The organism is Gimesia sp. (assembly GCF_040219335.1).
Lineage (GTDB): Bacteria > Planctomycetota > Planctomycetia > Planctomycetales > Planctomycetaceae > Gimesia.
The window spans coordinates 412006-424765 of record NZ_JAVJSQ010000005.1 but is presented as its reverse complement, the minus strand read 5'-3'; the positions used below and the strand labels follow the sequence as shown (position 1 = coordinate 424765).

The 12760-nt window shown below is 53.5% G+C and carries 10 protein-coding genes; 6 read left to right on the top strand and 4 right to left on the bottom strand.

The genetic code is table 11. The features are described 5' to 3' along the window. Positions 1 to 28: 28 nt before the first annotated feature. Positions 29 to 976 carry a sigma-70 family RNA polymerase sigma factor gene (locus tag RID21_RS05660; RefSeq protein ID WP_350187630.1) on the bottom strand — a complete coding sequence of 316 codons (948 nt, stop codon included), beginning with the start codon at positions 974 to 976 and terminating at the stop codon, positions 29 to 31. A gap of 248 nt (positions 977 to 1224) precedes the next feature. On the opposite strand from RID21_RS05660, the gene RID21_RS05655 reads away from it, so the two are divergent. After that, positions 1225 to 2103 carry a MerR family transcriptional regulator gene (locus RID21_RS05655; RefSeq protein ID WP_350187628.1) on the top strand — a complete coding sequence of 293 codons (879 nt, stop codon included), beginning with the start codon at positions 1225 to 1227 and terminating at the stop codon, positions 2101 to 2103. A gap of 9 nt (positions 2104 to 2112) precedes the next feature. Here the strand turns inward: RID21_RS05655 and RID21_RS05650 are convergent, their stop codons facing one another. Next, positions 2113 to 3921 carry an arylsulfatase gene (locus RID21_RS05650; RefSeq protein ID WP_350187626.1) on the bottom strand — a complete coding sequence of 603 codons (1809 nt, stop codon included), beginning with the start codon at positions 3919 to 3921 and terminating at the stop codon, positions 2113 to 2115. Positions 3922 to 4133: 212 nt separating this feature from the next. Here RID21_RS05650 and RID21_RS05645 point away from each other — a divergent pair, with 212 nt between their 5' ends. Next, positions 4134 to 4592, top strand: coding sequence for a VOC family protein (locus RID21_RS05645; RefSeq protein WP_350187625.1), 459 nt, complete (start codon positions 4134 to 4136; stop codon positions 4590 to 4592). Between the two features lie 10 nt (positions 4593 to 4602). On the opposite strand, the gene RID21_RS05640 is transcribed toward RID21_RS05645, so the two are convergent. After that, the gene (locus RID21_RS05640) at positions 4603 to 4968 is read right to left on the bottom strand and encodes a cupin domain-containing protein (RefSeq protein WP_350187623.1); all 366 of its coding nucleotides are present in this window, start codon (positions 4966 to 4968) and stop codon (positions 4603 to 4605) included. 174 nt (positions 4969 to 5142) lie between these two features. Between RID21_RS05640 and RID21_RS05635 the strand changes: the two genes are divergently transcribed. Beyond that, positions 5143 to 5766, top strand: coding sequence for an FMN-binding negative transcriptional regulator (locus RID21_RS05635; protein WP_350187621.1), 624 nt, complete (start codon positions 5143 to 5145; stop codon positions 5764 to 5766). On the opposite strand, the gene rny is transcribed toward RID21_RS05635, so the two are convergent. Continuing rightward, entirely contained in the window at positions 5763 to 7310 is a 1548-nt protein-coding gene (rny, locus tag RID21_RS05630; RefSeq protein WP_350187619.1) for a ribonuclease Y, read from the bottom strand. The genes RID21_RS05635 and rny overlap by 4 nt on opposite strands. Before the next feature lie 1005 nt (positions 7311 to 8315). Between rny and tilS the strand changes: the two genes are divergently transcribed. The 3 genes from tilS to RID21_RS05615 all read left to right on the top strand — a co-directional run bounded on the left by tilS (position 8316) and on the right by RID21_RS05615 (position 12740). After that, entirely contained in the window at positions 8316 to 9389 is a 1074-nt protein-coding gene (tilS, locus tag RID21_RS05625; protein WP_350187617.1) for a tRNA lysidine(34) synthetase TilS, read from the top strand. A gap of 283 nt (positions 9390 to 9672) precedes the next feature. Then, complete coding sequence (locus RID21_RS05620) at positions 9673 to 11226, top strand: MFS transporter (protein WP_350187615.1); 1554 nt, start codon at positions 9673 to 9675, stop codon at positions 11224 to 11226. 284 nt (positions 11227 to 11510) lie between these two features. Then, a complete protein-coding gene (locus RID21_RS05615; RefSeq protein WP_350187613.1) occupies positions 11511 to 12740 on the top strand; it encodes a threonine synthase in 1230 nt (409 codons plus the stop codon). The last annotated feature ends 20 nt before the right edge of the window (positions 12741 to 12760 follow it).

Here is a 12760-nt window from a genome sequence, read left to right as displayed (position 1 = left end):
CGTTCTTGTAATTGAGTAAGTGTCATATTCAGCCGCCGACGAGTTCACGAATCGCATCCAGACGGGATCCTTCTGCGAGTGCTCTCAGTTTGGCCACGGCCCGCTGTTCAAGCTGACGTACCCGTTCTTTGGAGATTCCAAGTTCATCGGCCAGTTTTTGAAAGGTCTGAATTTTGCGATGTTTGCCGAGAGCAAACCGGCTGCGGACAATAAACTGTTCCCGCTGATCGAGCGTGTCGATCGTCTGCTTGAGCAGGTCGGAGAGTTCATCCCAGACCGCGCGGACCATCATCGGATTCTTCTGCTCCTGCAGTTCTTCCAGGGTGCGTTCTTCACCCAGCTGTTTAAATTTGTTGCGTTCCTTGCGACGATTTGCAATTTTTCGATACGCGTAGTTCGAAATGGAGTGGTATGCGTACGTACTGAAACGGAATCCTCGGGCATAATCGAACTTTTCGATGGCATGTATCAGCGTCAGGCAGCCATCACTGAGTAGCTCGTCGAAGCTCACGCCCGGAGTCACGCATTTCTTGACGATCGAGACCACCAGTCGCATGTTGCAGCGAAAGATCTGATCGCGAACCTGCTCTGCCTGTTGGAGCAGATTTTCGATTCGCTCCAGGTCGCAGGGTTCGACCTCTTCCGGGTCGAGTTTGCAACGATGCATATTGGCTTTGAACTTGAGGTAGTTCATTCTGCGGAACAGATCCTGCTCGTCAGCTGCAGACAGCACTTCTGAGCGACAGAGACGGGCGATTTGAGTCGAGAGTGCCCGGCTGCCCGGTTTCGTGAAGGCAGCAGCTGTAATTTCAGTGTTACTCTCAGGCAAGGGTTGCCCCAGAATCACTTCGTCCGCATCTGAATCCTGAAAGCTGGGATTCGGGATAAAGTCAATTTCGGCCTGCAGAATTTCACGGGCACGTTGTGCCAGCTGCTGGGACGATTGCTCACAATGATCTTTTGAACACACTATCATTTTCATATTCCTGAAAATCGAAATTCGTTCATTTCTACTACACCATTTATACGCAAGCAGGAAAACAAAAACAACCACAAATTCGTCCAAAACGTTCATTTCAGCAAAACTAAATGCATCCTGTTACTATTGAGGAACTTATAATTATGTGACTTGTCAGATTACAGTTTCCGAACTAGTATCAGTGTATTGAATGTTTATATCCCTTTTCGATAACGACCAGATCGTCCACTTCAGAATCAAGTCAAATGCACGAATTTCTGACGTCTAAACAGGTAGCCCGTGCCATCCAGGCCAGTGAATCCTCCGTCAAACGCTGGTGCGACAAAGGGGTGATCCCCACCCAGTACACGGCTGGGGGACACCGCCGTATTGCCCTGCCGGATCTGATCGAATTTTTACGCTCCAGCAAATACGAGCTTGTACGCCCCGAAGTACTGGGACTCCCAGCCACCACCGGCCAGACCAGCCGGGTGATTGATCGCGCCGAAGAACAGCTGACCGAGGCGTTATTGAGAGGCGAAGAAGATCTATGCCGTCAGATCGTACTGGACCTATACCTGGCGGAACACAGCATCAGCTCAATCTGTGACCTGGTGATCGGTCGGTCGTTCGTGACCATCGGTGATCGGTGGGAGTGCGGAAAAGCAGAGGTCTACCAGGAACGGCGTGGTTGCGAACTGGCCCTCCGCCTGCTGCATGAATTGCGAACGCTGATTCCCAATCCACCGATTGATGCTCCCGTGGCCTTCGGTGGTGCGGTGGAAGGGGATCTCTACAGCCTGGCCACCACGATGGTTGAACTGGTGCTCCGCGACATTAAGTGGAATGCATCTTCACTGGGAACCAATCTCCCCTTCTCCACCCTGGCCGCGGCAATCGAGCAACAGCGGCCGCGGATGTTCTGGCTGAGTGTGAGCTACATCCGCAACGAACAGGAATTTCTGCAGCACTACGCCGAACTCTACGATGAATTCGGTATGGATGTGGCCTTCGTGGTCGGCGGACGGGCTCTTAAAGAACCGATCCGTCACCAGATGCAGTATGCCGCCTTCTGTGACAATATCCGCCACCTGGAATCATTCGCTCAAACACTGCTCAATGCCTCGGAAAAGGAACCGAAGTAGCAATCGCATTTACTTTCGGTTCACATAGACGTAGTAGGCACCACAGATCTCCTGCTCCTGCTCATCCAGGAGCCAGGTTGTCAGTTCCAGTTGTCCGGGCTTCAGTGGAGTCTCAATCGTAATCGACTCCCCATCGGCATCCGGTTTGGCCGTCGCTTCGAAACTGCCAATTTTGAGACGGCCTTTCGCAACTGGTAGCGCCACTCCTTCGGCGAGTTGGCCATCAGTGACTTTGACAGCGGGGGTGCCCGCGTTCAGTTTCAATCCACTTTCACGGGGCCAGCGACGCAATTCGAATTCATAGTTGCCCGCCTCGGCAACTGTCAGCTGCCAGGTGCCGTTGCGGCGGATTCCACGACGCACCTGCCCCTGCTGATCGACAAAGACGTCCAGCCATTCACAGGCAGTGAGCATTGAAGGGTTTTCCGCTGCATGGCCAATAATCACCCGCTGCGGCTCGGCTACATGCGGTTGTAGCTCTTTCCACCACTGATCGAGGTGTGCCTGCATCCGGGCGACGACTTCCGGATGCTGTTCTGCCACGTTCTTTTTTTGCAATGGATCGCTGTTGAGATCATATAGCTCCCGGTTCTCCAGCCAGCGCCAGCGTTTCCAGAGGACGGCAGCCCCTTCCTTCCGCGGCTTTGAGAGGAACATGCTCTTCTTATTGCCGATGAAGGGCATACGACTGTAATTAACGACCAGCATCCGGTCCGGCAGCGATTTGACTTCTCCCCGCAGATGCGGCGCCAGACTGATGCCGTCCAGTCGCTGCTCAGGCAGGGGAAGTTCACAGAGCTCGGCCAGCGTGGGGAGCAGATCCTGAACGTGGGTCAGATCGTTCACATCGCGTGCCGGTCCGAGATTACCGTCTGGCCAGCGAATGAAACAGGGAACACGATGGCCTCCCTCCCAGAGCGTCACCTTCCTGCCACGCATGCCGGCGTTATAGTAATCAGGGCCCATCGTACTCCCGTTATCGGTCAGAAAAATGACGATCGTATCGTTGCGCAGTTTCGATTCGCTCAGAAACCGTTCCAGCTTGCCGATGTTTTCATCGATGTTAGCGCACATCGCGAGGTAGCTGATCAGTGCTTTTCTGCGCTGGGGCTTGAGATGTTGCACGACCTCGGGATGTTCCCGGAGTGCTGCTTCGACTGGTCGCCGATAATGATCGGGGACATACAGAGGTCCGTGGGGCGCATTCAGAGGCAGGTAGGCAAAAAACGGGAGGGATTCATCACGGGTACGGATCCAGTTCCGCATTTCACGAAAAAAGACATCCGTGCAATAACCGGTCTGCTTCACGCGGTGTCCGTTTTGCAAATAGGTATCATCAAAATAATCGTTGATCCAGTAGTCGGGTACCGCGCTGATGTGAGATGAGGGAAACCAGAGTGTTTCCTGGAAGCCACGATCCTGCGGACGATAGGGATAATTGTCTCCCAGATGCCATTTCCCGAACATGCCGGTGCGATAACCGGCCGCCTGGAACTGATTGGCCATGGTCTGGAGTTCGGGCCTGAGCAGCGTCCGTCCGCTGCTGACATTCATGGCAGCATTACGAAACGCGTCCTGGCCGGTCATCAACTGCCCCCGGGTCGGGGTGCACATCGGGGCGACGTGAAAGTCGGTCAGACGGACACTCTCGGAGGCCAACTGATCGAGGTGGGGAGTTTTGAGCAGGGGATTTCCGTGACAGGAAAGTTCACCGTAACCCTGGTCATCGCTCATAATCAGGATCACATTGGGTCGACCGGCGGCCAGAACCGGATTGAGCCCTGAAAACAGCAGCAGAGTAATGAGCAGCAGTCGCATTGGATTTTCCCCGAAATTTCGCGTGAAGGTAAGAGTCCAACTGATAAAAAACGTTTGTTTTCAAGTGTTTTTGACAGGGAAAAAATAGTTTACATGAATTGCTATTCCTGAAACAGATTCCATTGTATAATGGCCACATTATCAGTTCAAATATGGTTTGTTTTGCGGGTCCTGTTTCGCCTCCAGTCCCCAGCATTTCAGGAGAAATCAAGATGGCCCCCCACTACACCCCCGATGGCTACCACGCAGTCACTCCCTATCTGCTGGTAGAAGGGGCAGCGAGACTGATTGAATTTGTGACATTCGTCTTCGATGCGACAACTGAATTAATCTCATACCACGATGACAAGATCGGCCATGCGACACTGAGAATCGGCGATTCCATGGTTGAGCTGGCCGATGCCTGTGAGGAATGGGGGCCCACCTCCGCAGCTTTACACGTTTATGTACCGGATGTGGATCTCACCTACCAGAGAGCCCTGGAAGCAGGAGCTTTGGGCCAGCGCGGACCGGCAGACCAGTTTTACGGCGAGCGGAGTGCCTCGGTAAAGGATCCTTTTGGCATTCAATGGCATATCGCAACCCAGACGGAAGTACTCTCCAAAGAAGAGCTGCTCCGCAGGGCTGACGAATTCAAACAGCTGCAAAGCCAGCAGCAACACCAGTCGTAAACTGACGCGATCAGCTTTCGTCTGACTCTGTCGGGATGTACTTGTTAAACAGCTCCGCGTAGTCTTCGCGGACCGGGCTGAATACATCCAGGACTACGGCAGGCCCATCGACGGCAACCGCCTGATGCGGAGTGTTGGGGGGAATAATGAACATCGCCCCTGCTTCGACAGTTCGCACTTCGTCTCCCATCGTCAGTTCCAGCCTGCCTTTGAGGAGCATTCCCCCCTGCTCGTGTGGATGATGGTGCATGGGCACAATGGCCCCTTCCTCCATTTCCAGGTAAGACAGCATCAGATTTTCCCCGAAAGGGGTCCGCATTTTACAGCCAGGCAGGACTTCCAGGGGCTGGACGGAATCGATATCAATAAAAGGCATTATTTCGGAACTCCTTTGCATGAGAGTGGTTTCCGCCTCACAATGATGGCAGTCACTTCAAGTTAAAGAAATGATCCTGGAATTGATAGTCTGACGAACCTGCGAACCGGAACCGCTGTCAGAACTGAATGTACAATCCGTCCCCTGCTCTCTTCCTGAGGACCAGCTGATTCCATGTATGTCCCAGCCGCTTTTGCCGAAACCGACGTCAGCCGACTGCACCCGTTTATCAAACAACACAGCTTTGCCACACTGGTGAGCAATCAGGGCGAAGAGCCGTTTGCTTCTCACCTGCCTTTACTTTTGCAGCGTGAGGTGGGACAGAATGGGTGCCTGCTGGGGCACTTTGCCCGGGCGAATCCGCAAGCGGAGACTCCAGACAATCAGAGTATGCTGGCCATCTTCCATGGTCCGCATGCTTACATCTCACCCACCTGGTATGCATCTCAGAATACAGTCCCGACCTGGAACTATCAGACGGTGCACGTTTACGGTCGGTATTACCGGATCACTGATGACGCAGAGCTGAAAGCGGTCATCGCAGAAACCGTGCAGTTTTATGAAGCCTCGCAGCCTGAGTCCTGGTCCATGCAGACTCCAGAGACTGAGTTCACCGAGGGACTGCTTAAGGGAATCGTCGGCTTTCGGATTGAGATTGAACGCATCAAAGGCAAGTTCAAACTGAGCCAGAACCATCCGGAAGAGCGGCGGAAGAAAGTGATCGATGCGTTAAAAAAACAGAGCAGCGACGACGCTTGGGCCATCGCTGCTCTGATGGAAGCAGATCTTCCCGCTTAGCGGGCGTATTCGACCGTACGTGACTCGCGCATCACGGTCACCCGGATTTCGCCCGGGTAGGTCAGGGTTTCTTCGATCGCCTTGGCGATGTCTTTGCACATCTTGGCTGCTTCACGGTCGTTGACCTGATCGGAATCGACGATTACGCGAACTTCACGACCAGCCTGAATCGCATAGGTATGATCGACGCCCGGGAAGCCGCAAACCAGCGTTTCCAGCTCTTCGAGGCGACGCACATATTTTTCCAGCGTATCGCGGCGGGCACCGGGGCGCGAAGCAGAACAGGCGTCCGCAGCAGCGACAAGCACAGTGTAGATGTAATCGGGGCGGATGTCATCGTGATGACCGGCGGCGGCATGCACGACTTCCTGACATTCGCCGTACCGCTTGAGCAGCTGGGCACCGACGGCGGGGTGGCCCCCTTCCATTTCGTGGTCGGCGGCTTTACCGATGTCATGGAACAGACCACAACGACGGGCGAGTGTCCCGTCCAGGCCGAGCTGTTCTGCCATGATGCCGGTTAGAGCGGAAACCTCGATTGAGTGCCGGAGTACATTCTGACTGTAACTCGTACGGAAATGCAGACGGCCCAGCAGGTCGACCAGTTTGGGATGCACGCCGGAGATATTGACTTCCTGACAGGCGTTCTGCCCCATGGTCAGGATGTATTCTTCGAGTTCCTTCTGTGTCTCTTCGACGACTTCCTCTATACGGGCGGGATGGATGCGTCCATCGTTGACCAGTTTCTGCAGGGACATTTTACCGATCTGCCGGCGGACATTGTCGAAGGCGGAAACAACGACCACCCCCGGTGTATCGTCCACAATCACGTCCACGCCAGTCGCTTTTTCAAAGGCCCGGATGTTACGACCTTCCCGACCGATGATCCGCCCTTTCATTTCCTCTTCAGGGAGTTCCACTGTGGAGACGGTGGTCTCGGCCACGTGTCCGGAAGCGAACCTCTGAACGGCCATGCCGATGGTCTCGCGTGCCAGCTTGTCACACGACTGTTTCAGCTCGCTCTGATACTTCATAATCAGTGCGCCGGTTTCATTTTTGAGATCATTTTCGAGCCGGTCGAGCAGCATCTGTGAGGCGGTTTCGCGATCCAGTCCACTGATTTTGAAGAGCTCTTCCTGCTGCTTCTTCAGGGCACGTTCCAGTTCCTGTTCGCGGGCTTCGACCGCTTTGGTACGGGAGGCCAACTTGGACTGGGTGGCCTGAATCATGGATTCCTTTTTGAGGAAATCGGCCTGCTGATCTTCGAGCGCGTTCTCACGCTTGCTGAGCTTTTTCTCAACGGCCCAGAGCTCTTCGCGCTGCTTGTTGACTTCTTCTTCCAGAGATTCGCGGCGTTTGAGCAGCTCTTCTTTGGCTTCCAGCTTCTGGCTTTTGAGCAGGTTTTCGGCATCGAGTTCGGCCTGTTTCAGAATCTGCTGATAAGACTGATAGGCAGATCCGCGGCGAATGCGGTCAATGAAATAACCGATGAAGGCCCCGACAATGAGCGCCAGAGTAGCTCCAATAGCGACTTCTGTTAACATATTCCAGGTGCTTCCTATGCGCCTTTGGTGAAAAGTCCCTTTCCTGCAGAATGCTATTTGGCGTTAACATACAACAGAGACAATACCGTACAAATCCTTAATCTCCAGTCCTGGAGATCAGGCCGGAAGTGCACGATGCAGGTTGTCAGGAATTTCTCAGAATGACAGGAGCGTCCGGGAGTTTCTGATCGATCTAAAGATGTCTGAATAAAGATATGAAATTCAAATAACAGCTTTAACTCAGCAGTAGTCTGGAACTTGGTGAATTTGAACAACAAACAGATGGCCCGTGCAGGTGCCTGCTAACGCCGTCGAAAGTATCTCCGGTCAGTGCGGACCGGGACGGGTACCTTTGACCGTAATTCGATCCCCAGATAAGACAGAATTTGACGCACCCACTCCTGCTGCCCCGTCAGTTGTGTCTGAACATGTGCAGGGGAAGAGCTTTCTTCCGTCCAGGGAGAGGATTTCCGTGAACGAATCAGCGTCGGCAATTGTTTCGCCACTTTTGTGAACAGAACATAAATTGCAAGGATTGTCTCATTGAGAATGCCAAACATTGTTGATTCTCCAATTCAACTGTACCTGATACTACTTTAGAAACTCTTACAGCACAGAGTTTGTTTTGACACAGCAGCTGAAGTTCAGTTTCCGTGTCGTAAACAGTTCTGTGACAATGCTCCCGATCAAGCCAGGAAATGCCGAAAGGAAACTTAAAAATAAAATACAATGAAACTATTATGAAAAGCTCACTCCAGAACATCCAGAAAAAAACAGGAAACATCAGCCGATTCCCAAAGTTCGTTCCTTTTGGAATCGAAGAGATGAATCTGTCTGTAACTCGAATGACAGAGGAAACTTCTCGCAAATTTCCCGATTCATGGTAACAAGAGATTTCCGGATGCGATAGTATATTGTGAGAAATATTGGTTCAATTTCCCATCTCGCTCTCATGCGTCAGACCTGCCTGCGTGTCTCCCGTCAGTGAAAGAAACGATTGCCCTTATGAATGAGTTTGTCTCAGCAGTGAATCGCGGCTGGCGCGCCTGCGAGCAGCGGATTGCAGCCGGGCAAACGTATTTACCAGACAAGAGTCCACCTGCAACACAAGCCGAGAGAACCCTGGTTGCCGTCTCGGGTGGTGCAGATAGTATTGCACTGCTGCGCGCCCTGATGGAACTGGTCTCAGCGACAGAGCTCAACTTCTGCCCCGGTTCCCTGGTCGTAGCCCACCTGAATCACGGCCTGCGGGGCTCAGATTCCGATGCGGACGCGGACTGGCTGAAGGAGACCTGCCGAGCATTCAACCTGCCTCTCCTATTGGAAAAACAGGAGCTGGCGTCGCAACAGACGGGGTCCTCAACCGGCCTGGAAGAACTGAGTCGGTCCGCCCGCTATGAATTTCTGATCCGGACTGCCCACGCAGAACACTGCACGCGGATTGCGGTGGCGCATACCCTCGATGATCAGGCGGAAACCGTGTTGCATCACATCATCCGCGGCACTGGAATCTCCGGCCTGAAAGGCATCCCCCGTGTTCGGTTACTGGCGGAAAACCTCTATCTCGTACGTCCCTTGCTGGATCTCAGTCGCGAAGACGTTGTGCATTATCTACAGGAGTTTGGCCAGGAATTTCGCACCGATGCGTCGAACACAGATCTGCGTTTTACCCGTAATCGCATTCGTCATCAGTTACTCCCCTACCTGAAAACAGAGTTCAATCCCGCTGTCGTGCAGGCCTTGCATCGGCTCTCTCAACAGGCGGAAGAAGTCACTGAAGTGATTTCAGCAGATGTGACACAGATTCTAAATCGCGCGACCCTTGATCAGAACCAGGAGACATGGCGGCTGGACTGTGATCAACTGCTCGATACTCCCGATTATCTGGTCAAACAGTGCTTTCTCAAGATCTGGCAGGAGATGCACTGGTCGCGGAAGCGGATGGGCTTCGATCACTGGCAGCGACTGCTCGAACTGACGCGGGAAGGCCAGAAAATTCACCTGCCCGACCAGATTGAAGCGGAACGGCGGGAACGTCTGTTGATTTTACGCAGGCTGCCTGACCGCACCGAGACTTAAGATTCAGGAATCTGACAAACATTCGCATTCCTGCATACGTATTGTGGAAATCTTAATCGGGGTTGGTTAGAATCTGGCGTTGCTGATCAACCTGCAACCAGCGTCCGCTCGAAACATTGCCTTTCCGGCAGCCGGTTGTGCTAAGTCGTCGTCGTGTGCTCAAGACCTTTCGAAGTATCCATTCCTGATCAGCATCTTCCAGTTTCGCTTTGAAACGTTTGATACTTGAACCACACCTTGCACTTAATATTCTCGCCCTCAATCAAACAAAGAAGTCGCAACCATGAACAATAACAAACCGCTGTTTATTGCGAGTTTTATGACTCTCATTGCCGCCGGCGTCGGATTCGCCATCCGCGGCGGGATCCTCGCAGACTGGGGGGCCCAGTACGGATTCACCAAGTTCGACCTGGGAACGATCACCGGAGGCGGCCTGGTTGGTTTCGGTGTCGTGATTCTGCTGGCCAGTCTGATCACCGACAATGTCGGCTACAAACCGATCCTGCTGCTGGCGTTCATTCTGCACGTGTTGTCGGCCCTGGTCACCTTTGCGGCGACTCCCATCTTCAACAGCATGGGGAAAGATGCGACCTACTGGTGCCTCTACATTGGGATGTTCATGTTTGCGGTGGCAAACGGTTTGTGTGAAGCGGTCATCAATCCGCTGGTCGCGACACTTTATCCCCGCCAGAAAACACACTACCTCAACATTCTGCACGCTGGTTGGCCGGGCGGGCTGATTATCGGCGGGATCATCGCTACGATCTACACGAGCATCAAAGGCAATGTTGCCGGAATGCGATGGGAAATTCCGATGGCGGTCTTTCTCGTGCCGACCCTGATCTACGGTTTCATCGTGATCAAGCAGAAGTTTCCGCAATCGGAAGCGAAGTCGGCGGGTGTCAGCTTTGGCCAGATGTTGATGACGTTTGCCAGCCCGCTGTTGTTGTTCCTGCTCCTGCTGCATGCCTGTGTCGGTTATGTAGAACTGGGTACGGACAGTTGGATTGCCAACATCACAGAGTCCATCGTTACGGGACAGGGTCTGTATCTGTTCATCTACGCTTCAGCGATCATGTTCGTCCTGCGTTTCTTCGCCGGTCCGATTGTAGAAAAAATCAATCCACTGGGTCTGCTCTTCATGAGTGCCTGCTTCGGTTCCGTCGGTCTGTACATGATCGGCTCTTCAGAGGGAGTCGTCTGGGTCTGGATCGCCGTGACTGTTTACGGTCTGGGTAAAACCTTCCTCTGGCCGACCATGCTGGGTGTGGTTGGCGAACTGTTCCCCAAAGGGGGGGCGATCACCATGGGCGCCATGGGAGGTATCGGCATGCTCTCAGCCGGTCTGCTGGGTGGCCCCGGGATCGGTTACAACCAGGATTACTATGCAACAGAAAAGCTCGAGGAAATTGCTCCTCAAACTTACGAACGCTATTCCGTTGCAGAAGCGAACGGCTTCCTGTTTCTCCCTAAGATCAAAGGTCTCGATGGTTCCAAGGTCAGTGTCTTGAACAATGATGGCCAGGATCTGGAGAAGAAAGTAGAACAGCTTGATAAAGAGGGGAAATCGGATGCATACATTTCCAGCCTCAATACCTGGTGGCAGGGAGCGGAAGCGTTTGCCCCTGAAGATATCGGCCCGGTAGAAGAAGCCGGCATCTACGGAGGTCGGATGGCACTGAAGTGTACGGCCCTGGTTCCGCTGGTCATGGCCATTGGTTACCTGATTCTGGTGATCTACTTCTACATGAAGGGTGGTTACAAGGCAGAAGTTCTGCACGGTGAAGAACCGGACGGCGAACACTACACCGGTGGTGTTGAAGGTCCCGTCGAGTAAGGCTCTCCCGGTGACTGTTGAAGTTCACGAACGACCACTCATTTCGGGTGGTCGTTCTTTTTTTCTGCCCGGAAAAGTGTCCCTCTGCACGATCCCCAGATTGGAACCGGCTCTCCTGCAGAACCACTGCTGTCAAGTGATTGCGGAAAAAACATTCGACAGTGCTGATGGGTTGACATTTTGAGCTTAAGCTGGATAACAGAACTATAAATACGCGTATTCCCCGCCTTGAAATCTAATACATCGTCTGATCGATTCTTCTTTCAAATAGCAGGTACGTTCCCATGCAAGACGCTTTACCCGAGTCTCCCACGTTTGTCACCCACCTTGAATGTGGCATGGAACATGATCAATACGAAGCCGACCAGTTGCACGGTCTGTCCAAGGCAGGCAAGCCCCTGCTGGTGAAATACGATCTGGACGGCATCAAGCAGTCGGTCAGTAAGGCAGACCTGGCAGCCCGGCCGGCGACTCTCTGGCGGTATCGCGAATTCCTGCCGGTTCGCAAATCGGAAAACATTGTCAGCCTGGGCGAAATTCATACACCACTAATTCCCGTACCACGTCTGCAGGGAGGACAGGGGCAGGTCTGGATCAAAGACGAAGGTCGTCTGCCCACTGGTTCGTTCAAAGCCCGCGGTCTGTGCATGGCAGTCTCGATGGCCAAAGAACTGGGCGTCACCAAAGTCGCAATGCCTACCAACGGGAACGCGGGTGCCGCACTGGCCGCCTATGGTACCCGGGCCGGAATGAAGTCTTACATCTTCTGTCCTGGTGATACTCCGGAAATCAATGTCCGTGAAATCGCCGCCCAGGGGGCGAACGTCTGGCGGGTGAATGGACTGATCAATGACTGCGGTAAAATTGTGGGCGAAGGGAAAGAGAAAGTCGGCTGGTTCGACTTCTCGACACTCAAAGAACCCTACCGCATCGAAGGTAAAAAAACGATGGGCCTGGAACTGGCCGATCAGATGGGCTGGGAAGTCCCCGATGTGATCTTCTACCCGACCGGCGGCGGTACGGGTCTGATCGGCATGTGGAAGGCCTTTAACGAACTCAAACAGATGGGCTGGCTGACCGGTAAACTGCCTCGCATGGTGGCCGTCCAGGCATCCGGCTGTGCCCCGATGGTCAAGGCCTACGAAGCGGGTGAAGAACACGCCCCGCTCTGGGAGAATGCCCATACAATTGCTGCGGGGATTCGGGTTCCCATCGCCGTTGGTGACTTCCTGATTCTGCGTGCAGTCCGGGAAAGCAACGGGTTTGCGACCGCCGTCGACGATGACAAAATTTCAGCCGCCCTCGACGAATGTTCGCAGAAGGAAGGCTTCCTGATGTGTCCCGAAGGGGCTGCCACCTATGCCGCCTACAAACAGGAACTGGCATCCGGCCGGGTCAGCCCGGACGAGAGTGCAGTCCTGTTTAACTGTGCGACCGGATTGAAATACCCACTGCCTCCCGCAGACCAGTCAATCGATATCAACGAGCCCGTTGACTACTCGATGTTTGACTAATACCCACGCCACGAACTGAG